The organism is Methylobacterium indicum (genome assembly GCF_001043895.1).
Lineage (GTDB): Bacteria > Pseudomonadota > Alphaproteobacteria > Rhizobiales > Beijerinckiaceae > Methylobacterium > Methylobacterium indicum.
In genome coordinates this window covers 1-22,126 of sequence record NZ_JTHF01000167.1, presented here as the reverse complement: position 1 = coordinate 22,126, position 22,126 = coordinate 1, and the positions used below count along the sequence as shown (strand labels likewise).

12 protein-coding genes are annotated in these 22,126 nt (G+C 70.7%); 8 read left to right on the top strand and 4 right to left on the bottom strand.

The features are described 5' to 3' along the window. Nucleotides 1-307 precede the first annotated feature (307 nt). Together QR78_RS19700 and QR78_RS19695 are read left to right on the top strand one after the other, a co-directional pair. Nucleotides 308-1,246 carry a CgeB family protein gene (locus QR78_RS19700; RefSeq protein WP_244276438.1) on the top strand — a complete coding sequence of 313 codons (939 nt, stop codon included), beginning with the start codon at nucleotides 308-310 and terminating at the stop codon, nucleotides 1,244-1,246. Between the two features lie 11 nt (nucleotides 1,247-1,257). Next, entirely contained in the window at nucleotides 1,258-4,920 is a 3,663-nt protein-coding gene (locus QR78_RS19695; RefSeq protein WP_053220994.1) for a glycosyltransferase family protein, read from the top strand. 31 nt (nucleotides 4,921-4,951) lie between these two features. On the opposite strand, the gene QR78_RS19690 is transcribed toward QR78_RS19695, so the two are convergent. Next, on the bottom strand, nucleotides 4,952-7,195 hold the full coding sequence (locus QR78_RS19690) for a TonB-dependent siderophore receptor (RefSeq protein WP_053220993.1): 2,244 nt from the start codon (nucleotides 7,193-7,195) through the stop codon (nucleotides 4,952-4,954). A gap of 757 nt (nucleotides 7,196-7,952) precedes the next feature. On the opposite strand from QR78_RS19690, the gene QR78_RS19685 reads away from it, so the two are divergent. After that, nucleotides 7,953-11,081, top strand: coding sequence for a glycosyltransferase (locus tag QR78_RS19685; protein ID WP_125901114.1), 3,129 nt, complete (start codon nucleotides 7,953-7,955; stop codon nucleotides 11,079-11,081). Nucleotides 11,082-11,167: 86 nt separating this feature from the next. On the opposite strand, the gene QR78_RS36525 is transcribed toward QR78_RS19685, so the two are convergent. From QR78_RS36525 to QR78_RS19670, 3 genes are all read right to left on the bottom strand, one after another. Further along, nucleotides 11,168-12,118, bottom strand: a complete 951-nt coding sequence (locus QR78_RS36525; RefSeq protein WP_048429268.1) for a class I SAM-dependent methyltransferase — start codon at nucleotides 12,116-12,118, stop codon at nucleotides 11,168-11,170. A 173-nt stretch (nucleotides 12,119-12,291) separates the two neighbouring features. After that, the gene (locus QR78_RS19675; RefSeq protein ID WP_048429267.1) at nucleotides 12,292-13,806 is read right to left on the bottom strand and encodes an HlyD family type I secretion periplasmic adaptor subunit; all 1,515 of its coding nucleotides are present in this window, start codon (nucleotides 13,804-13,806) and stop codon (nucleotides 12,292-12,294) included. Further along, a complete protein-coding gene (locus QR78_RS19670) occupies nucleotides 13,803-16,013 on the bottom strand; it encodes a type I secretion system permease/ATPase (protein ID WP_048429266.1) in 2,211 nt (736 codons plus the stop codon). The genes QR78_RS19675 and QR78_RS19670 overlap by 4 nt, the downstream gene beginning before the upstream one ends. A 373-nt stretch (nucleotides 16,014-16,386) precedes the next feature. Between QR78_RS19670 and QR78_RS19665 the strand changes: the two genes are divergently transcribed. The 5 genes from QR78_RS19665 to QR78_RS19645 form a co-directional block, all read left to right on the top strand. Beyond that, a complete protein-coding gene (locus QR78_RS19665) occupies nucleotides 16,387-17,367 on the top strand; it encodes an NAD-dependent epimerase/dehydratase family protein (protein ID WP_048429265.1) in 981 nt (326 codons plus the stop codon). A 13-nt stretch (nucleotides 17,368-17,380) separates the two neighbouring features. After that, entirely contained in the window at nucleotides 17,381-18,127 is a 747-nt protein-coding gene (locus QR78_RS19660; RefSeq protein ID WP_048429264.1) for an SDR family oxidoreductase, read from the top strand. 9 nt (nucleotides 18,128-18,136) lie between these two features. Next, entirely contained in the window at nucleotides 18,137-19,525 is a 1,389-nt protein-coding gene (locus tag QR78_RS19655; RefSeq protein ID WP_048429263.1) for an NAD(P)-binding domain-containing protein, read from the top strand. Between the two features lie 126 nt (nucleotides 19,526-19,651). Next, nucleotides 19,652-21,265 (top strand): ABC transporter substrate-binding protein, encoded by a 1,614-nt coding sequence (locus QR78_RS19650; RefSeq protein ID WP_082171819.1) that lies wholly within the window; start codon nucleotides 19,652-19,654, stop codon nucleotides 21,263-21,265. Between the two features lie 4 nt (nucleotides 21,266-21,269). After that, the coding region (locus QR78_RS19645; RefSeq protein WP_048429261.1) for an ABC transporter permease at nucleotides 21,270-22,126 on the top strand (857 nt) is incomplete at its 3' end.

The following is a 22,126-nucleotide window of genomic DNA, read 5'->3' as shown; positions in this document are numbered from 1 at the left end:
GGGCGGTCGGCCGGCGCGGGGACGCGGCGGGGTGACGTGACGAAAGCGGGAGGGCAGCCATGATGGGTCAAGCTATCACGCGCGAGGCGGCGTGTCGCCGATGCCGGAGCGGCCGAAGACCGACGGATCGCGGCCCGAGACGCCCCCGGTCGCCGGGCGGGAGCGCTCGCGCGGCCCCACTCCCCGGTCGCGCGGACGACGCGGCAACGGCCGAGCCTTGATCTCGGCGGCTTTTGCGTGTTTCGCCATCACCCGCCCCTCCTCCCGGCCGGTCCGCATGCGCCCCACAGCTTCCGCGAAGGTCCTGGTGACGAGCCTGAGCCCGGACGCGGTCAACCACAACGCGGCGATCCGCGCCTACCTGCGCGAGGGCTTCGCGGAGGTGCGCGGCGCGGACGCGGTGCGGGCAAGCCCCCTCGAACTCGCCGAGGAGGCGATCGCGGAGTTTCGCCCGAGCCTCGTCGTGGCGCTCGGCAGCGTCGCCGTGGAGGCCGCGCCCCTGCGGTCCCTGGCGCGGAGCGCGAGGCGGGCGGGCGCCCGCCTCGCCTTCTGGCTGCACGACGACCCCTACGAGTTCGACTACGCGCCCCGGGCCGAGGCCCTGGCCGACCACATCTTCACCAACGACCGCTGGGCCCTGCCCCATTACCGGCACCCTTCGGTCTCGCACCTGCCGCTCGCGGCCTGCCGCCGGACGCATCTGCGGCCGGTGCGGCCGATGGCCGAGCGCAGCCTCGACCTGTTCTTCTGCGGCGCTGCCTTCCCGAACCGGATCGCGCTCCTCGAGCGCGCCCAGGCGAGCCTCGTGGGGCACAGGGTCGAGGTCCGCGGGGCGGGCTGGCCGGCCTCCCTGGCATTTGCCGAGAACACCCGCCTGAGCGCGGCCGCGATGGCCGACCGGACGAGCGCGGCCCGCCTCGTCCTCGCGGTCGGCCGCGATCTCGACATCGCCAACCGGCGCTACCGGCTGCCGGCCTCGACCCCCGGGCCGCGGGTGTTCGAGGCGGCGCTCGCCGGAACCCCGCAGCTCTGCTTCGCCGCCGGCCTCGAGATCCTGGATTACCTCGAGGAGGGCCGCGAGATCCTGCTCTTCGACGACGTCCACGAGATCGCGGAGGCGATCGCCCGTTCCCACCGTGAGCCCGCCGCCGTCCTGGCGATGGCCGAGCGCGCCCGCGCCCGGGTGCTCGACGGCCACACCTACCGCCACCGGGCCGAGACCATCCTGGCGGCGATGGCCGCGTGACGGACAGACCCATGCCCTCCTCCCGGTCCTCCCTCGCGCCCCTCTCGGTGCTCCTCCTCGACACCGAGCCGCGCACGAGCAACGCCTACATCGCGCTCGCGGTCGCCGACGCCCTGGCGCGCCACCCCGCCGTCGCCCGGGTGGTCCGGGCGACCCATGCCGACGCGGTGGCCCGGGCGCAGGGCGAGCGGTTCGACCTCGTCCTCGCCCTCGGCGGCGCGAGCCGCCACCACGCCCTGCTGCGCCGCCTCTCGGCGCTCGCCGGCACCAGCGCGCTGTGGACGACCGAGGACCCCTATCTCAGCGCGGCCAATGCCCGCCTCGCCGGCTGCTTCGACCTCGTCTTCACCAACGACCGCGGCTCGCTCTCCCGCTACGGGGCGAAGGCCCGCCACCTGCCGCTGGCGGCCACGACCCTGTTCCAGGACCTGCCCGTCCGACGGGACGACGCGGACTACCGCTACGACCTCCTGTTCGTCGGCACGGCCTGGCCGAACCGGGTGGCGACGCTCAACCGGATCCTCGCCACCCTGCCGCGCGACCTGAAGGCGAAGATCGCGCTCCCGGCGAACGCCTATCTGCCGCCCCCGGTGCTGGTGCGCGACGACCTCGTCGTCGACTGGCGCTGCGGCAACGCGGATTTCGCCCGGCTCGCCAATGCCAGCCGGGTGGTGCTGACCCTGCCGCGGGTCTTCACCGCCGGCGCCGACGAGGCGGCCTCGGGCACGACGCCGCCGCCGCGGCTGTTCGAGGCGGCGCTCGCCGGCGGCGCGCAGCTCGTCGTCGGCGCCGACCCCGAGACCGTCGACTATTACAAGCCGGACCGCGAGATCCGGGCCTGCGCCGAGGACGACGCCGTCCGGGCCCTCGCCGCCCTGCTGGCCGCCCCGGAGGGCCGGATCGCCATGGCGGAGCGCGCCCGCGCCCGCACCCTGGCCGCGCATCTCTACGACCACCGGGTCGACGTCATCCTGCGGGCGGTGCGGGAGCGCGGGGCCGCGGCGGCGCCAACGGCGAATGCGACTGGGTCCCGCCCAAGCGCGAGAAAACCCCGCCTCCTCTTCGTCGCCCACAACCGGGCCGGGCGGCGCCAGGGCGGCGGCGTCGAGTTCTATCAGGAGCAGCTCGCGGACGCGCTTGATGGAGCGCCCGCCGGGTTCGAGGTCCTGTTCCTCTATCCCTCCTTCGAGGAGGAGGCCTGGGTCCTGCGCCTCGACGAGGGCGAGACCTCGGAGGCGCTGCCGATCCCGCCGGCGGAGCGACTGCTCGCCGGCCCGGAGATCGAGGCGCTCTTCGAGCGGATCCTGGTCGAGCGGCGCATCGACCTCGTCCACGTCCATCACCTCCTCGGCCTGCCGCTGAGCCTGCCGGCGATCGCCCGGGCCCACGGCGTGCCGGTGGTGATGCAGCTGCACGACTTCTTCCTGATCTGCAGCCGCTACACCCTGATGAACCAGCACGGCGTCTTCTGCGACGTCGTGCATCGCGGCGAGCGCCAGTGCGACGGCTGCCTGTCCACCGCCGAGGGACTGCCCGCCGGCGCCAAGGCGCGGCGCGACGGCTTCGTGGCGCGGATGCTGGCGAGCGTCGATGCCGTCGTCACCAGCACGCCGGCCACCGCGGAATACGTCCGGGCGTTCTATCCCGAGGCGACGGCCCGGGTCGCGGTGATCGAGATGGTCGATGCCGGGCCGGCGCGCCCGGCCCCGATCGAGCCCGTACCGTCCCTCTCGGGCGGGCCCGGAGCCCGCTCCCCCTTGCGGGTCGCGGTGCTCGGCAACGTGGTCGACCACAAGGGCGCCCGGACGCTGCTCGAGCTCGTGCGCATCACCGAGGGCGAGGCCATCGCGTTCGAGGTGCTCGGCTACGTCGAGAGCTACCTCGTCGCCGCCTTCGAGGCGCTGGCCGGGGACCGGCTTCATCTGCGCGGCGGCTACACCCGCGACGAGGTGCCGGCGCTCCTTGCCGGCTGCGACGTGTCGCTTCACCTCTCGCTCTGGCCCGAGACCTACATGATCTCGCTCACCGAGGCGTGGCGGGCGGGGCTGATCCCGATCGTCACCGATCTCGGCGCCCCGGGCGAGCGGGTCACGGAGGGCGTCGACGGGCTCAAGGTGCCGCCGGGCGATGCGGGCGCGGTGCGCCAGGCCCTGCGGCGGCTCGCGCACGACCCGGACCTCGTCGCGACCCTGCGCGCCGCGATCCGCGAAAAGACCTTCCCGAGCGTGGCCGGGCACGCCGCCGCCATGGCGGACCTGTACCGCACGCTGATCGCGGCCCGGCCCGCGCCCCATCCCGGGCCCGACGCGCCGGCCGCTCCCTTCACCCTCTCGGCCCTCGACCTCGGCTTCCGTCTCAACAACCCGGACTGGACCGACCCGACGATCGTCTGGGACGGAGCGGACGAGACGAGCGCGGTCGCCGATGCCCTGCCGCCCGCCGCGGCGCTCCTGCCCGAGCGGGCGCTGGCGCCGGACGATCCGGGCCTGTCCTGGGAGATCGCCGACCTCGTCGCGGACGGCCAAAGGCTGCCCGGCCGGATCGGCCCCTGCGCGGTGGGCGACAGCCTGTCCCTGCGCGGCTGGCTCTGGCGCCCCGACGCGGGACGACCGCTCCAGACCTGGTTGCGGCTGCGCGCCGGCTCCGCCACACGCTTCGTCGCGACCCAGCCCGAGCGCCGCCCGGAGCTGGCGGGGCGGTTCGGCACCGGCCGGGCCGAGCAGGCCGGCTTCGCGGCCCGGATCCGCACCGAGGACCTGTCGGCGGGTCTCCACGTCGTCGACCTCGTCCAGGTCTTTTCCGACCATCTCGCGGTCGCCCGCGAGGTCGCGCGCTTCACCGCCGCGGGCTTTCCCGCACCGGGCCCGGTCACGCCGTGGCGGCCGGGCCTGCCGGATGCCGCCCTGCGCCGGAGCGCCGCGCGGGCGACGGTGACCGGCCATGGGCTCCCGCTCGTCGCGGGCGTCCCGGTGGCACGCCAGGGCGGCCTCACCCGCATCGCGGTCGCGCTGCCCGCCGATGCTGGGGCGGGGCAGCCGGCCCTGGTGCTCGAAGGACCGCAGGGGGCGGCCTGGACCCGGGCGGTGCGGAGCGAGGAAGACGGGACGACGCGGGTCGGCACCGAGGCGCAGGCCCGGGATCTCGCGCCCGGCTCCTACCGCCTCTCGGTCGCGGTCGAGGACGATCCCGGAGCGGAGCCGCGCGGGGCGGAGCTGTTCGAGACCGGCGCCACGCTCTTCGTCGCGCCTTCCACCCGCGCCTGCCTCGTCACCGCCGAGATGCCGCAGGCCTTGCGCCGGACCTGGATTCCGAAGCTGCGCACCCGGCCGAACCTCGACGCCGTGGTGCCCGGCGAGACGTCGGACCTGCTCGGCCCGTCCGTGGCGGCGGCGGGCTGGTGCTTCGTGCCGGGGCGCGGCCGGCCGCTCGCCTGGATCGCCCGCTGGGGGGCGCGGGGGCAGCGCCGATACATGATCGCGGAGTGCGTCGCCCGGCAGGACGTGGCGGCGCACCTGAAGGAGGCCGACGCCCTGACGGCCGGATTCGACATGGAGCTGCCGCGCGATGCGATCCGGGACGGGACGCTGCGGGTGTTCCAGGTCTACGAGCGCGGGACGGTGGCCCTGCCGGGCTTTCCCGGGCACGTCGCCGGGACGATGCCGGATCCGGCGTGACGGGCGGGAAGCCGCCTCCCCGCCCCTCGCCTCACCACTTGTAGCTCAGGCTCGCGGTGATGCGGCGCTGCTCGCCGTAGAAGCAGGCATTGACCGACTGGCACGACGAGACGAAGCGCTTGTCGGTGAGGTTCGCCGCGTTGATGGCGAAGCGCCAGTTGTCGCGGCTGTAGTGGATCACCGCGTCGATCAGCGCCCGCTCCGGCACCGTCAGGGTGTTGCTCACGTCGGCGAAGGAGCGGCCGACATAGCGCACGCCCGCCCCGAAGCCGAACCCGGCCCAGTCGCCGGTCGGGATGGTGTAGTCGGCAAAGACCGAGGCCAGGGTCTCGGGCGTGTTGGTCGGGGTCCGGCCGATCGTACCGACGTCGCCCTTGGTGATCTCAAGGTTGTAGCTCGTGAACGACGCGACGACGTTGAAGTCCTTGGTGATGTTGGCCACCAGCTGCGCCTCGAAGCCGCGCGAGCGGGTCTCGCCGAGCTGAAGCTGGTTGATCGCGCTGTTCGGGTCGGCGGTGAGCGTGTTGGCGAGCGCGAGGTCGAAGGCGGCCACCGTCAGGAAGGCGTTCGCGCCCGGGATCTCGTACTTGACGCCGACCTCGTACTGGTCGCCGGTGGTGGGCTTGAACGGCTGGCTGAAGGCGTTGGTGCCGACCTGCGGGTTGAAGAAGGTCGCGTAGCTGACGTAGGGCGCCAGGCCGAAATCGAAGTTGTAGATCAGGCCGTAGCGCTGCGTGAAGGCGTTGGCCGATTGCCGCGTCTGGGTGCTGGCGAGCCGGTTGTTGACCTCGTTCGACGTGAAGTCGCCGCGGCCGGCCACGACCAGGGTCAGCTCGGGCGTGAGCTTGATCTGGTCCTGATAATAGAGACCGAGCTGCTGAAACACGTCGTAATTGACGAGATAGGGCGCGACCGGGACGCTCGCGGCGCCGTAATTCGGCGTGATGATGTTGAAGTTCGGAACCGGCACCCCGGCGAAGCCGCCGGTGGCCTGGTTGTCGTTGAGCTGGAAGTTCTTGTAGTCGAGGCCCATCAGGAAAGTGTGCTTGAACAAGCCGTCGTCGAACCGGGCGACCGCCTGGTTGTCGACGTTGAACAGGCGCGCCCGCGAGGCGGCGCGGAAGCGGTAGCGGGCAATCTGGGTCTGGTTCGCGTCGGCATAGCCGATGCCGCCGAGGAACGCGTCGTCGAGCGAATCGCTAAAGGCGTAGCGCAGGTTCTGCCGGAAGGTCCAGGTATCGTCGAAGACGTGCTCGAACTCGTAGCCGATATTGGCCTGAGTCCGGCGATAGGTATTGTTGAACGGATCCGAGACGTTGTAGTTCTGCGGGATGCGCAGGCCGAGCACCGTCGGCCGCACCGTGCCGTAATACGGCAGGAACGCGTTGAGGCGGCCGGTATCGTCGTACTGGACGCTCGACAGCAGCGTGAAGGTGGTGGCGCCGTCCGGCTTGTAGGTGAAGGTCGGGGCGATGTAGCCGCGATTCTCGTCGAGGCCGTCGACCTGGGTACCGCCCTGCCGGCCGATGCCGGTCAGGCGGTAGAACCAGTGACCGTCCTTGTCGGCCGGCCCGCCGAGGTCGAAGGCGAGGTACTTCTGGCCGAACGAGCCGCCGCCGACCTCGATGGTGCGCAGGGGATCGACGGGCGGCTTCTTGCTGATCAGGTTGATCAGGCCGCCGGGGCCGCCCTGGCCGAACAGCACCGCGGCGGGACCGCGCAGCACGTCGATGCGCTCCAGCCCGAACGGGTCGACCTTGTAGGCGGCAAAGCCGTAATTGAAGAGCTGCAGGCCGTCCCGGTACAGGCCGGTGTCGTTCGCCGTGAAGCCGCGGATCAGGAAGAAGTCGACCCGCGGGTCGGGCCCGAACACGTTGCCGTAGACGCCGGCCGAGTAGGCGACCGCGTCGCCGACCTGCTGCGGCTTGAGGGCGTCGATCTGCTCGCGCCCGATCACGGTGACCGATTGCGGCGTCTCGATCAGCGGGGTGTCGGTCTTGGTCGAGGTCAGAGTACGGGTGGCCACGAAGCCGTCGATCGGCCCGCGCGGATCCTCCTTGGGTCGGGCCGCGACCACGGTGGCGCCGGGCCGGGCGCCGTTGCCCGCGACGTCGATCGCCTCGAGCTGGATCGCGCCGCCGGCCGCCGCCCCCTGCCGGGGCGGTGTCGCCTCCTGGGCCGTCACCGCCGCTGTCATCAACCCGAGCAGAGAAACGCCGCCGGCGAGGGAGCCGGCAATGCGGCGACGAGCGGAAACGCAGGGACGAGAACGCATGTCGGGACCTTTGGGCCGTGGGCGGCATGCCCCCGGGAGGAGCCTCCCGAGGGTCGAAGCCACTCTTTAGAATGATAATAAGCTATTGCTCTTACTTGCTTTTTTAGCACGAACGCCCGACCCGTGGAGTCGGCAACCCGAGCCTTGCGGCAGATGTAAGAGCCTGTGGCGGATCCGCAACGCGCCTGCCGCGACCGGCGGTGGCGGCGTTCCATCGTCAAACGATCGTCGCATCGATACGACAGGCCACGCTTGGCTGGCGCGAGAACCGGGACCGGAATCCACGGCGATCCAGGTGGAACGCGGAACCGGACGAAGTTGAGTGCGACATCCGCCCACGGTCGCGAGGGCACGGAGCATGTCATGACGTAATGTGCCGTGCGATAGCCGCAATTTTGCGCTTGGGCAGTGACGGAGGCCGGAATGTCACGGAACTTGATGAACGCGCAGCACGATCCGTGGTAGAGGCGTCGGCGCTAGCGTTTCCTGCGGGACTGACTCCGCTACACGCATGCGATGGCACGGCCCGCGAACGACGCGCCACCTCGCACCGTGCCGGCCGACGGTGTGGCGCGGGGGATGCATCGCTCGTGCGGGTCGGACCGATCGGAAGAAGGTGGTAGTTTCGGCAATGATTAAAAGAACTCTCCGAAAGTTACGGCGCGCCGAAGGCGCCGAGACGCACTTTGATGCCGACTTCTACACTAGCACATACCGCGATGTTGCCCTCACTAAGCAAGATCCATTTCAACATTATATGACGAGCGGATGGCGCGAAGGCCGCGACCCGTCGGCACATTTTTCTACTTTATACTATAAAGATAAATATTTATCGTTTGATAATTTCGAGGTTAATCCGCTTGATCACTACGGGTCGCTCCCTGAGGCGCAACGTAGAATCATCTCGACTGGGGAAATGGACGATTTTGTTGAAATTCAGCGGCGGGTCATTCAAGACTATTTTGACGCCGAGTTCTATACGCGAACCTATACGCTCGACCCCGGCACGGATCCGCTGCACCACTACCTGACCGAGGGCTGGCGGCACGGCTACGAGCCCAACACGTACTTCGTCACGCACGATCACCTCAATCGCAATCAGCATCTCGGCGCCGGCCGGATTCCGCCCTTCTACCACTACGTCTCGACCCATCGCCTGCTGGGCGGCACCCCCCCCCTCGTGAGGCTGGCGCGGACGACGGACGCCGCCCTCGCCGCGGTGATGGCGGCGATCGCCGACGACTTCGACGCGAGCTACTACCTGTCGAGCTACGATGACGTCCGCGAGGCGGGGCACGACCCGCTGCGCCACTATGCCGAGCACGGATGGAAGGAGGGACGCAACCCGTCGGAAAGCTTTTGGAACGACTACTACCGGAGCACCCACGGCACCGAGGTCCCACCAACGGTCAATCCTCTCTATCACTACGTGATCAAGGGGCGTGCGCTCGGATTGAGCCCCAATCCGTCGGCCCGCAAGACTGGGGACGACGTCCCGTCCGACGCGACGGAGGCCGTCACGCTCGCTGCGACGATGGCGGCGATCGCGGCCGACTTCGACGAGATCTATTACCTGTCGAGCTACACCGATGTCCGCGAGGCGGGCCTTGACCCGCTCCGCCATTACGCCGAGCACGGATGGAAGGAGGGGCGCAACCCATCCGAGATCTTCTGGGCCGAGCACTACCGGAAGCAATACGCGTCCACGGTTCCCACGACGGTCAACCCGCTCTACCACTACGTCACCGAGGGCCGTGCCCTCGGCCTCAAACCGAACCCGTTCGGCCCCGCGCTCTGGCCGGCCCCGACGGCACCATCCGCGGCCGAGTGGGCGGCGGCGAGCCCGGCCACGGACATGACCTCGGCGGAGGTCGTCGTGGTGATCCCGGTCTACAAGGGTTACGAGGAGACGTTGCGGGCGGTACACGCCGTGCTCGCCAATCGGCAGTCGAGCCGCTTCGCCCTCCTGGTGGTCAACGATTGCGGACCGCTGCCAGAGCTGAACGATGCCCTGGCGGCGCTCGCCGCCAAGGGGCTCTTCGTCTACCTCGAAAACGAGACGAATCTCGGCTTCGTCGCGTCGGTCAACAAGGCTCTGGCCTTCTGCACAGGGAAGGACGTGATCCTTCTCAACTCGGATGCGATCCCCTACGGCGACTGGCTCGACCGGATGCTGTGGCACGCCCAGGCCAATCCAGACGCCGCGACCATCACCCCGCTGTCGAACAACGCGACGATCTGCAGCTACCCGCTGTTCAACTACAACAACCGCATCCACCTCGAGCTCACCCTACCGGAACTGGATGCCTGCGCACGCGACGCCAACCGCCATCTTTCGTCCGACGTTCCGACCGGTGTCGGCTTCTGCTTCTACATGCGGCGCACCATCATTGACCGGATCGGCGTCTTCGATGCCGAAACCTTCGGCCGCGGCTACGGCGAGGAGAACGACTTCTGCCTGCGAGCCCGGAAGGCGGGTTATCGCAATCTCCTGGCCCACGACATCTTCGTCTATCATTCGGGTGGCGCGTCGTTCGACAATACGTTCACAAAAAATATGGAGCAGATCGAGCAGCGCCTGCTCGGCAAGCATCCGGATTATACATCGCAGATCCTGACCTACGTAGAAGCCGATCCGGCCCGGGAAGCCCGCATCCGGCTCGATCTGTTCCGTCTCGCGCGCAGCCTCGGGCCGAAAACGGTGGTGTTCGTCACCCACAACCGGATCGGCGGCATCGTCACCCATATCCGCGACCTGTCAGACCGCCTGACGCAAGAGGGCTACGAGGTCGTGATCCTGAAGGCGGCGACGGAACGCAGCATCCGGATCGAGACGCTGCCGGACTCCACGCGGGCGATCCCGACCTCGTCGGTCGAGACGCTGCAGATCGACAGGCAGGGCCACCTCGTCACCGCGTTTCTGGAATGGCTGCGGCCCGCCCTCGTGCACATCCATTCGTTCGTTGGCCTCGACTGGGCGTCGACGGAGCAGATGATGACGATCATCCAGGCGGGCGGTCCCTACGCGTTCACGCTCCACGATTACGCGGCGGTCTGCCATCGCAACGACCTCGTGACGCCGCTCGCCCGGTATTGCGGCCTGCCGGACGCGGAAGCCTGCCGCCGCTGCATCGCCATCGATCACGGCAGCAGGGGGGTGCCCGATCCCGCCATTCGGCGGGAGGCCTATGCCCGGCTCCTCGCCGGCGCCGCGGTCGTGCTGTCCCCCTCGCACGACATCGCCCGGCGTCTGGCGCCCTACCTTCCCGGCAGCCGGATCACGATCCGGCCGCACGAGGAGCAGCTGCCTTCGGTCGCCTGGCCCTCCGCCCGCACGGTGCCTGTCGGGCCCGACGCCCCGCTGCGCATCGCCAGCCTCGGAGGCGTCGGACCCCACAAGGGCTCGAACGTCCTGCACGACCTCGCCGTCGATGCCCGACTGCGCGACCTGCCGATCACATACCGGGTGGTCGGGTACAGCAACATGCCCGAGCGCCTCGCCGCCCTGGGCGTGATCGAGACCGGCCGCTACCGGACCGACGAGGAGGCGATCGGCCTGCTGCACGACCTGGAGATCGACCTGGTGCTGATCGGCTCGATCTGGCCGGAGACCTATTGCTACACCCTGTCGCTCGCCCAGGCGGCGGGTGTCCCCCCTGTCGCGTTCGATCTGGGAGCCCAGGCGGAGCGCTTGCGCGCCCGCGACGAGGGCGCGCTCGTCGATCCGGGGCTGGCTCTCGACGCGAGCGCCTTGAACGACCTGCTGCTCGGCCTGTCGCTCCCCGATCTGTACGCTCGGCGGGCTCCCTACGAACACGTCACGTACAGCAACCTGCTGGCGACGTATTACGGCCTGGGCGAGGATCGCGCGGGGATGCCGGCATAGAGCCGGCTGGGGCGCAAGGCGGGGGCGTCTTCCGTCCCCGCCGGAGATGAACGATGCCCCCCGCCCCTGCCGACGCTGGACCGCCGTCAGGAGGCGCGGAACGTGTCGCGGATCGCCTTGGCGTTGCGGCGGATCATCGGGCCGAGCCAGGCGCCGGACGCGATGTAGGTGCCGGGGCTCGCCGGCGCGAGGGCGGCGGCGAGGGCCTGGGCGAGGTCGGTCCGGGCCGGTCCCCGTCTGGCGGCGGGGTCGCGCCGGTAGACCGCGGTGGTGTCCTCGCGCCAGTAATCGGGATGCGGAGTCAGGCCGGCGCGGGCGGCGGCGCGGTCGAGGGTCTCGCGCACGAAGCCGTGGACATGGGCGAAGTGGAAGCGCTCGTGCGGCGGTTTGCCGGTCGCCGCCATGTTGGGCACCGCGGCGTAGAGGACGCCGCCGGGCGCCAGCCGGCCGGCCAAGCGCTCCAGGGTGTCGACCGGGTCGCGCAGATGCTCGAGCACGTGGTGGACGGTGACGACGTCGAAGGCCTCGTCGGGCGCCAGGGCGTCGAGCCGGTCCAGCACCCGGGCGCCGTGCTCCTCGCGCGCGAAGGCGGCGTAGGACAGGCCGGGCTCGACCCCCGTGACGGTCGCCCCCCGCGCCCGCGCGGCAGCCAGGAACTCGCCCGAGCCCGAGCCGAAATCGAGCACCCGGGCACCGGGCCGCAGGGCGGGGGCGAGCAGATCGGCCCGGAACGCCGCCTCGCGCCGGGACCGGTTGAGGTGGTGGCGCGGCGGGCGCTTGCCGAGGGCGAACTGGTAGGCGGCGCGGTAGGCCGAGGCGTAATAGGCGCCGAGTTCGTCCTGCGTCGGCATCGGGTCGGTGCGGATCAGGCCGCATTCGGTACAGGCGACGGAGCGCAGCCGTTTCAGCCGCCGGTCGGTCTCCGCCACGACCAGCGTGCCGGTGCAGCCGCACAGATTGCAGGCCACGGCCTCGCCCCGATACGGGTAGCCGGTGAACGGCAGAGCGTGCCGGACGAGGTGGAGCGGATCGGACATCGACGGCCTTTGACAGATCGCAGCCGGCGGTCGCCCGCTTTGCGCATGACGAAGATCGCTCCGGCTTTCCTGACGTAAGACGCGCGAGCGCCCGGTTTTCATCCCTCCGTGAGGGATGTTTCGGGCACAGGAAGGGCGGCGAGACGGCGCCCCGGCGCCGTCCGCTGATTCCCTCAGCGCTCGTGCCCGGCCGTCGCGGTGGTCTCCCGCACCGGCGAGAGCAGGTAGTCGATCACCCGGCGCCGCCCGGTGCGGATCTCGACCGTCGCGGTCATGCCCGGCGTGAGCGCCACCGCCTTGCCGTCGGCCATGATCGTGGTCTGCGACAGGGCCACCGTCACCGGGAAGATCAGGTTCTGGGTCTTCTGCGTGCCGGTCACCGGGTTGAGGCCCTGGCCGCGCGCCACCGACAGGGCGTCGCTGCCGCCCCCCGCCTCGCGGTCGTCGACCGCGTCGCGCGACACTCGCACGACACGACCCTCGATCGAGCCGTAGCGGGTGAACGGGAAAGCGTCGATCTTCACCACCGCCTCCTGGCCGGGCAGGATGAAGCCGATATCCTTGTTCTGGACCTGGGCCTCGACCTCGATCGGCCCGTCGGTCGGCACCACCACCATCAGGGGCTGGCCCGCCGTCACCACCTGGCCGAGCGTCGTCACGGCGAGCTGCTGCACCGTGCCGGCGATCGGCGCCTTGAGCTGGGTCCGCTCGCGCTTGAGCGTGGCCTTCACCACGTCCTGCACCAGGGCGTCGCGCTTCTGCGCCGCCTCCGTCAGCGCCTGGTACTGGCGCGCCACCGTCTCGCTGGTGAGCTGGGTGATGCGCCGCTGCAGCGAGGTGGCGGCGGCCTTGGCCTCGGTCAGCTGCCCGCGGTCGTAGGCGAGATCGGCCGAGACCTGCTCGACCTGTTGCACCGCGTCGATCACCGCCGCGCGCGTCCCGGCGGCCTTGGCCACCAGAGTCTCGCGCATGTCGGCGCGCTCCTTCAGCACCGCCTGGAGCCGCTGGCGGGCGGCGATGCTGGCGGTGAAGCGCTCCTGCGTCGCGACCTTCTCGGCGAGCTGGGCCTCGAACGCGTCCCGGGTGCTGACGTACTGGCCGATCTCGGCCAGCATCGCGCCCTCCTCGCGGGCCCGCACCGCCGGCGGCACCGCGGCCGGGAACTCGACCTTGGCGGTGGGCTGGTTCGTCTCCACCGCCGTGATCGTGGCGCGCCGCCGGGCGATCTGGGCCTCCAACGCCGCGAGGTCGCCCTGGCGCGAGGACAGGTCGGCCTCGGCCTCGGTCGGCTCCAGGGTCAGGAGCACGTCGCCGGCCTGGACCCGGCTACCGTTCTCGACCGCGATGGTCTGGACCTTGCCGGTGTCGAAGGGCTGCACGACCTTCGAGCGGCCGGAGGGCTGGATGCGGGCGGTCGCCACCGCGTGGATGTCGATCTGGGCGAAGATGCTCCAGACGAGCGCCGCCCCGAACATCAGGCACATCACCCAGGTGAACACCACCGCGTAGGGCGAGGGCGGGGTGTCGAGGATCTCAAGATGCGCCGGCAGGAATTCCTGGTCGGAACGGTCGTCGGCGAGCCGCCGTACCCGGTCGGTCAGACCGCGCGGGCTGAAGCGGGCCGGCGGCGGCGGGGTGCGACGCGGCGCCGGCAGGTTGGGGGAAGCGGGTTGCGGGTTCGCGCTCACGCGGCCTCTCCCTGGCTCGTGCCGTGGTCGGATTGCAGGCGCCAGAGGCGGCCGTAGAGCGAGGACGGCCGCTCGACGAGCTCGCGGTGGGTGCCGTCCTCGACGATGCGCCCGTCCTGCAGCGCGATGATCCGGTCGCAGATCCTGACCGCCGCGAGGCGATGGGCGATGATGATGACGGTGCGCCCGCGCACGATGTGCTTCATGTTCTCCTGGATGATCCGCTCGCTCTCGTAGTCCAGCGCCGAGGTCGCCTCGTCGAGGATCAGGATGCGCGGGTTGGTGGCGAGCGCCCGCGCGATGGCGAGCCGCTGGCGCTGCCCGCCCGACAGGTTGGCGCCGCGCTCCTCGATCGGGGTGTCGTAGCCGAGCGGCAGCCGGTTGATGAACTCGTCGGCGCCGGCGAGGCGCGCCACCTGCATCACCTGCGCCCGCGACAGGCCGGGATTGGCGAGCGCGATGTTCTCGAACACCGTCTTGTTGAAGAGCAGGTTCTCCTGGAGCACGACGCCGATCTGGCGCCGCAGCCAGGCCGGATCGACCTGGGCGATGTCGACCCCGTCGACCAGCACCTGGCCCTTCTCCGGCACGTAGAGGCGCTGCAGGAGCTTGGTGAAGGTCGACTTGCCCGAGCCCGAGGGTCCGACGATGCCGATGACCTGGCCGGCCGGGATGTCGAGGCTGACGTCCCGCAAGACCTCCGGCGTGCCGGGCTGATAGCGGAACGAGACGCCCCGCACCGTGACCTGCCCCTTGGCCGGCGGCAGGTGGGCCTGCGCCAGCGCCCGGGTTTCGGGGGGGCAGTTGAGCACGTCGCCGAGACGCTCGAGCGACACCTTGACCTGCTGGAAGTCCTGCCAGAGCTGGCTGAGGCGCAGGATCGGCGCGGTGACCTGCCCCATGATCATGTTGAAGGCGATCAGGCTGCCGACGGTCAGTTCGCCGTTCATCACCGCGTAGGCGCCGAAGAACAGCACGAGCGCGGTCGTGACCTTGGAGATGTACTGGATCGCGTTCTGGCCGATGCTGGCGACGAGGCCGGCGACGAACGAGGTCTTGACGTAGGCGGCGAGCCGCTCCTCCCACTGGCTCTTCAAGGTCGGCTCGACCGCGAGCGCCTTGACGGTGTGGATGCCGACCACCGACTCGATCAGGAACTGGCTCGACAGGGCCGAGCGGTTGAAGCGCTCCAGGGTCTTTTCGCGCAGGACCGGCCGCAGAAGCACCGCCACCAGGATGTAGCAGGGGATCGACAGGGTGACGATCAGCGCCAAGAGTGGCGAGTAGAAGTAGAGGATGGCGAGGAACAGGAGCGTGAACGGGACGTCGATCGCCGAGGTCAGCGCCTGTCCGGTGAGGAAGTTGCGCACCGTCTCGAGCTCGCGCACCCGCGCCACGGTCTGGCCGGCGGGCCTGGTCTCGAAATAACCGAGGGGCAGCCGCATCAGGTGGTCGAACAGCCGCGCGCCGAGCTCGACGTCGATGCGGCTCGCGGTGTGGGTGAGGATGTAGCCGCGCAAGTATTGCAGCACGACGTGGAACAGGCCGAGCACCACGAGGCCGACGGCGACGAGCGTCAGGGTCGAGTAGCCGCGATGGACCAGCACCTTGTCGATGGTGATCTGGAAGAAGATCGGGGTGATGAGCGCGCAGAGCTGGATGAACAGCGAGGCGACCAGCACCGTGGCGAGCGGCCGGCGGTAGCGCCAGATCGAGGGGACGAACCAGGTCAGGCCGAAATTGTGGAGCGCGGTCTGGAGGTTGGCCCGGCGCGCGACGAGCACGATGGTGCCGGTCCAGCGGGCTAGGAAGGCCTCGGCCTCGACGTGGTCGGCGGTGCGGGCGACCGGATCGATGATGCGGAGCTTGCCGTCCTCGAAGCGGCGGCCGAGCACGACGAAGCGGCCGTCATCGACCTCGAGGATCGCCGGAAGCGGGATGCTGTCGAGGCGGGCCGGCTTCTGGTCCTGCAGCAATCGGCCCTTGAGGCCGAGGCGGCGCGCACCGCGGACGATGTCGACGCCGCTCATCGGCGCCTGGCCGAGGCCGAGATCGTGGCGGACCTGCGCCGGCTCGCAGGGGATCTGGTGGAACGAGGCGACGAGGGCGAGCGCGCCGAGGCCGGAATCGGGTCGGGCCGTCGGCAGGTCCGCGGATCCGGGACCGGGGCGGCCGGGGCCGGCCTGTGCGGCCGCGTCTTGCACCATGTCGTCGTCTCCCAACTTCACGGCACGGCAATGCCGGGCCGGTCTCGCGCCGCGCTCCACTTCGCGACCCGTAGCTTACACGAGTTTTGGCCCGTGCGTGATCTGCCTCGATCCAACTCAAGGCCGCAAGATCTTCGAACGACACCCCGCCGGCGACTGCCTCGTACGGCCGCGCGGAGCATGCGACGAGTAGGCCGTGTGGGGGTTTCGCGTGATGGTTTCATGACGGTGGCAGGGCGATGCTGGGGCATCGCGGCCATGGGCATTCGACAGGCCCGCTTCCTGCATGGCATCCCGGAAACAGATCGGGCAGGTGGGATGTCGGTATGGCCACGTCGCGACGCCTCGCAGGCGGCATGAGCCCTTTCGCTGCATGAGCACCGTCATCCTGGGCGGCGCCGGCTTCGTCGGGCTGAACCTCGCCCGCCACCTCCTCGCGGGTGGCGGCAGCGTGCGGATCCTCGACCGGTCCCCGCCCCCGCCGCCGCTCCTCCGGGCGCTGGCCGCGCCGACCGGTCGCCTCGATGTCGCATCCGGCGACGTGACCGACCCGGCCGCCCTCTCGTCCGCGATCCGCCCGGGTACCGATGCGGTGGTGATCGCCTCGGCCGTGACGGCGGATGCGGCCCGGGAGGCGGCCGACCCGGCTCCGATCCTGGCCGTCAATCTGTCGGCGATGGTGCCGATCCTCGAGGCCTGCCGCGGGGCCGGGGTGCGCCGGGTGGTGAACCTGTCCTCGGCGGCGGCCTACGGCACTGTCGGGGCCGAGTGCCTGTCCGAGGATCTGCCGGCACGGCCCGAGAGCCTCTACGCCGTGACCAAGTTCGCCTCGGAAGCCGTGCTGGCGCGGCTCTGCGGGCATTGGGGGCTCGACGGGGTGAGCGTGCGCCTGAGCGCGGTGTTCGGCCCGTTCGAGCGCGACACCGGCTTGCGCGATACCCTCAGCCCTCAGGCGCAGATCTGGGCGGCGGTGCGGGCCGGCATCCCGGCCCTGCTGCCGCGGCCGGGCATGCGCGACTGGCTCTACGCCCCGGATGCCGCCGCCGCGGTAGCGCGGATCATCGACGCGCCACGCCTGGGAGCGCGGCTCTACAACGTGTCGAGCCCCGTCACGTGGCCGGTGCTGGCCTGGGGCGAGCGGCTGGGACGGTCGAGGCTGGCGCGTCCCGGCTTCGTCTGCCGCCTCGCCGCGCCCGGGGAGGCCCCGACGATCGCGCTGCACGGCGGGACCGACCGGCCGCCCCTCGCGACCGACCGGCTGCGCGACGAGCTCGGCTGGGAGGCGGCGCATGGATGCGACGCCTCCGCCGACGCGTTCCTGGCCTGGCAGGAAATGCAGGACGATGTCCGATGAGGCGGGAGTGGCCATGAGGCTCGACGGCAAGGTCGCGGTGGTGACGGGCGGCGGCTCCGGCATCGGTGCCGCGACGGCGCGGCTCCTTTCGGAGTTCGGCGCCCGGGTGGCGGTGATCGACCGGGACGGTGCGGCGGCAGAGGCCGTGGCCGCGGAGATCGGCGGCCTCGCCCGCACCTCCGATGTCGGCGATCCCGCGGCGGTGGCGGCCGATGCGGGTGCGGTCGTGGCCGCCTTCGGCGGCATCGACGTCCTGGTGACGGCGGCGGGTTTTTCCGTCGGCGGCACCGTCGAGACCACCGCGCCCGAAGATTGGGACGCGGTGTTCCGCGCCCATGTCGGCGGGACCTGGCTCTGGGCCAAGGCAGCGGTGCCCCTGATGCGGGCGCGGGGCGGCGGCGCCATCGTCACGGTGGCCTCGCAGCTGGCGCTGGCCGGCGGTCGCGGCAACAGCGCCTACATCGCCGCCAAGGGCGCGGTGCTCAGCCTCACCCGCACCATGGCGCTCGACTTCGCGGGCGACGGCATCCGCGTCAACGCGGTGGTGCCGGGCGCGATCGAGACGCCGCTCCTCGCCCGCAGCTTCAAGCGTGCTCCCGACCCGGCCGCCGCCCGCGCGGCCTCCGAGGCCCGCCACGCGATGAAGCGCCTCGGGCGGCCCGAGGAGGTCGCCCGCGCCATTCTCTATCTCGCCAGCGATGCCGCTTCCTTCACCACCGGCGCCGCCCTGCCGGTGGAGGGCGGCTGGCTCTCAGCCTGAAGGGTCGCCATGTCCCTCGATGCCCTCCTCGTCCATGTCCAGGACGAGATCGCCCGCACCGCCCATCCCCGCGCGCCCTGGCTCGTGCCGCGGACCGGCCCGGACGGCAGGCCGGCCCACGACGTGATCGTGGTCGGGGCCGGGCAATCGGGCCTCGCCATCGCCTTCGGGCTGATGCGGGCGCAGGTCACCAACATCCTGGTGCTCGACCGGGCGCCGAGAGGCCTGGAAGGCCCCTGGCTCACCTATGCCCGCATGCGCACCCTGCGCAGCCCGAAGGACTTCACCGGGCCCGATCTCGGCCTGCCGGCGCTCACCTACCAGTCCTGGCACGAGGCCCGGTACGGGCAAGCGAGCTGGCAGGCGCTCGACCTCATCCTCCGGGAGGATTGGGCCGCCTACCTGGCCTTCGTGCGGACTGCGACCGGCGTGCCGGTGGAGAACGGCGTCACCGTCACCGGCATCGCGCCGGCCGATAACCTCCTGGCGGTGACGGATTCGGACGGCACCGTGCGGTACGCCCGCAAGGTCGTGCTCGCCACCGGCCAGGAGGGCGCCGGGCGCTGGGCGATGCCCGAGGCGCTGGCGGACCTGCCGCCCGGCCGCGTCGCCCGCACCGACGACGCGATCGATTTCGCGGGCCTGGAGGGGAAGCGCGTCGCGGTGATCGGTGCCGGCGCCTCGGCCTTCGACAACGCCGCCACCGCGCTCGAAGCCGGCGCCGCCGCGGTCACGCTGCTGTGCCGGCGGGCGGAGGCGCAGGTAGTGCAGCCCTATCGCTGGCTCACCTTCGCGGGCTTCCTGCGCCATCTCGGCGACCTCGACGATGCCTGGCGCTGGCGCTTCATGAGCGCCGTGATGGGCCTGCGCGAGGGGTTTCCGCAGGCGACCTGGGACCGCTGCGCCCGGCACCCGCATTTCCACTTTCTCCCCGGCGCCCCGATCCGCGCGGCGCGGATGGACGGCAGCGCGGTGGTCCTCGACACGCCGCAGGGCATGGTCACCGCCGATCTCGTGATCGCCGCCACCGGCATCGCCGTCGATTATGCGGCGCGGCCCGAATTGTTAGCGTTTGCCCACAACATCGCCACCTGGGGCGACCGCTACGCGCCGCCGCCTCAGGAGCGCGACGACCGCCTCGCCGCCTACCCGTATCTCGGCGACGATTACGCCTTCACCGAGCGCGAGCCCGGGCTGACGCCGTGGATCCGCGACATCCACCTGTTCGGCATCGCCTCCACGGTGAGCCACGGCCCGTCCGGCTCGTCGATCAACGCCATGACGACCGCGGTGCCGCGCCTCGTCTCCGGCCTCACCCGCGGGCTGTTCACCGCCGACCTCGACAGGCTCTGGGCCGAGTTCCGGGCCTACGACGTGCCCCAGGCGGTGCTGCGCTGAAAGGTCATGTGTTAGCTCTTGCCCCGGAGCGATCCCTGGTCTGGAATGGCACCCGCTGGAACGGCCCTTGCAAGAAGGCCGACCGATCAGGGATGCAGGGAAGGAACCGGCGTGACGAAGACCAGCATGCGGACGGGCGGCCCAGTGGCCGGCCTCGTGGGCGCCCTCGTCGTGGCGCTCATCGTCGGCACGGCGCCGGCCCGGGCCCAGAGCCGGGCCGAGACCCTGCGCTACGTCACGGGGGCTGCGGTCAACACCCTCGATCCGACCATGCCGGGCACCACCCGCGAGGCCTTCGCGATCAGCCTCTCGACGTATGATCGCCTCGTCACCTTCGGCCGCAAGAAGCTCGGCGACAACTGGGTGTTCGACCTCGACACGGTGCGCGGCGAACTGGCCGAGCGCTACGAGGTCAGCCCCGACGGGCTCACCCTCACCTTCTATCTCCGCAAGGACGCGAAGTTCCAGGACGGCACGCCCGTCACGGCCGAGGACGTGAAGTGGTCCCTCGACCGCGCCGTCTCGGCGAAGTCGCTCGCCGGGCCGCAGCTCCTCACCGGCTCGCTGACGAGCCCCGACCAGTTCACGGTGATCGATCCCCACACCTTCAAGGTCACGCTGCCGAAGCCCGACCGGCTGGCGCTGCCGAACCTCGCCACCGTCTACGCCATCGTCATCAATTCGAAGGTCGCGAAGGCGCACGCGACGCCGGAAGACCCCTGGGCGCAAGGCTGGCTCAAGGACCATGCGGTCGGCAGCGGCGCCTACAGCGTCGACGTGTTCAAGCCCGGCGAGCAGGTCGTGCTGAAGCGCAACGCCGACTGGACCGGCGCCGCGCCGGACAAGCCCGCCGGCTTCAAGCGCATCATCGCCCAGACCATTCCCGATCCGGCGACGCGGGCCAACCTCGTCGAGAAGGGCGATGCCGACATCGTCATCGACCTCCAGGCCAACGACGCGCTGGCGCTCAAGGAGCGCGGCAAGCTGAAGGTGATCGCCACGCCGCAATTCAACGCGGTGACGCTGATCTCCTTCAACACCAAGATGCCGCCCTTCGACAAGGTCGAGGTGCGCCAGGCGCTCGCCTACGCGCTGCCCTACGAGTCGATGTTCAAGGCCGCCCTGTTCGGCCGCGGCAAGCCGCTCTTCGGGGCGACCTGGGGCGAGGGCGATCCCGCCCCCGTCTTCCCCGTCGCCCAGCCGGTGACCCTCGATCTGCCGAAGGCCAAGGCGCTCCTTGCCAAGGCCGGGCTGCCGGACGGGTTCTCGACCACCTTCAGCTTCAATGTCGGCCAGGCCGCCACCGCCGAGCCGATGGCCGCCTTGATCCGCGAATCGCTCGAAAAGATCGGCGTCAGGGTCGAGATCCAGAAGCTGCCCGACGCGCAGATGTCGACGCAGGTGAGCGAGAAGAAGCTGCCGTTCTTCACCGAGGGCATCGTCGCCTGGCTGCCCTCGCCGGATTACTTCTACCGCAACTTCTACACCGGCAACCAGCGCTGGAACTACAGCTCGATCGACGATCCCGAGATCAACGAGCTCGCCGCCAAGGCACGGTTCGAGCGTGATCCGGCCAAGTACGACGACGAGGCCCGGGCCCTGAACAAGCGCCACCTCGCCCTGATGCCGCAGATCCCGATCTGGCAGCCGAACCAGGACGCCGTGATGGCCCAATCCGTCGAGGGCTACACCTATCAGTTCCACCGACAGGTCGATTACCGCGACCTGTCGCGGAAGTAGGCGGATGGCCTCCGCCTCCGGCATCGCCCGGCGCACCGGGCGGCGCTTCCTGTCCTCGCTGCCGGCGCTTCTCGGCGTCCTGGTCTTCACCTTCCTGCTGATGCGGGTACTGCCCGGCGATCCGGCGGTGTTCTTCGCCTCCGGGCCCAATGCCGGCAAGGCGGAGATCGAGGAGATCCGCCGCCAGATGGGCCTCGACAAGCCGGTGCCCGAGCAGCTGGTGCGCTATCTCGGCGACGTGGCGCGGGGCCAGCTCGGCCGCTCAATGACGACCGGCCAGCCGGTGCTGACGGATCTCCGCCAGCGCCTGCCGGCCTCCCTCGAACTGACCCTGACGGCCTTGGTCATCGCGCTCCTGCTGGCGATCCCGCTCGGGATCGCGGCGGCGCTCCGGCCCGGCTCGGCGGTGGATCACGCCGTGCGCTTCCTCTGCGCGCTCGGGGTCTGCGTGCCGACCTTCGTGTCGGGGCTGCTGCTGATCTACGTGTTCTATTATCTGCTCGGCATCGCCCCGGATCCGACCGGCCGCGTCGACGTGTTCGCGGCGAGCCCGCCGGACATCACCGGCTTCCTGCTGATCGACTTCCCGCTCGTCGGCGACTGGGAGGGTTTTCGCGCCGCAGCCGGGCAACTGGTGCTGCCGGCCCTCACCATGGCGTTGTTCGTGCTGGCGCCGCTCGCCCGCATCACCCGGGCGGCGATGCTGAGCGTGCTCGGCAGCGACTTCATCCGCACCGCCCGGTCGCTCGGCCTGCCGCGGCGGCGGGTGATCGTGACCTATGCCCTGCGCAACGCGATCCTGCCGGTGCTGACCATCGCGGGCATCGTGTTCTCCACCATGCTCGGCGCCAACGTGCTGGT

Bases quoted from the DNA above. Each gene is read 5' to 3' on its own strand.
- QR78_RS19695 (WP_053220994.1), top strand. From the start codon at position 1,258: ATGCCCTCCTCCCGGTCCTCCCTCGCGCCCCTCTCGGTGCTCCTCCTC.
- QR78_RS19655 (WP_048429263.1), top strand. From the start codon at position 18,137: ATGTCCCTCGATGCCCTCCTCGTCCATGTCCAGGACGAGATCGCCCGC.
- QR78_RS19665 (WP_048429265.1), top strand. From the start codon at position 16,387: ATGAGCACCGTCATCCTGGGCGGCGCCGGCTTCGTCGGGCTGAACCTC.
- QR78_RS19660 (WP_048429264.1), top strand. From the start codon at position 17,381: ATGAGGCTCGACGGCAAGGTCGCGGTGGTGACGGGCGGCGGCTCCGGC.
- QR78_RS19650 (WP_082171819.1), top strand. From the start codon at position 19,652: ATGCGGACGGGCGGCCCAGTGGCCGGCCTCGTGGGCGCCCTCGTCGTG.
- QR78_RS36525 (WP_048429268.1), bottom strand. From the start codon at position 12,118: ATGTCCGATCCGCTCCACCTCGTCCGGCACGCTCTGCCGTTCACCGGC.
- QR78_RS19690 (WP_053220993.1), bottom strand. From the start codon at position 7,195: ATGCGTTCTCGTCCCTGCGTTTCCGCTCGTCGCCGCATTGCCGGCTCC.
- QR78_RS19685 (WP_125901114.1), top strand. From the start codon at position 7,953: ATGACGAGCGGATGGCGCGAAGGCCGCGACCCGTCGGCACATTTTTCT.
- QR78_RS19670 (WP_048429266.1), bottom strand. From the start codon at position 16,013: ATGGTGCAAGACGCGGCCGCACAGGCCGGCCCCGGCCGCCCCGGTCCC.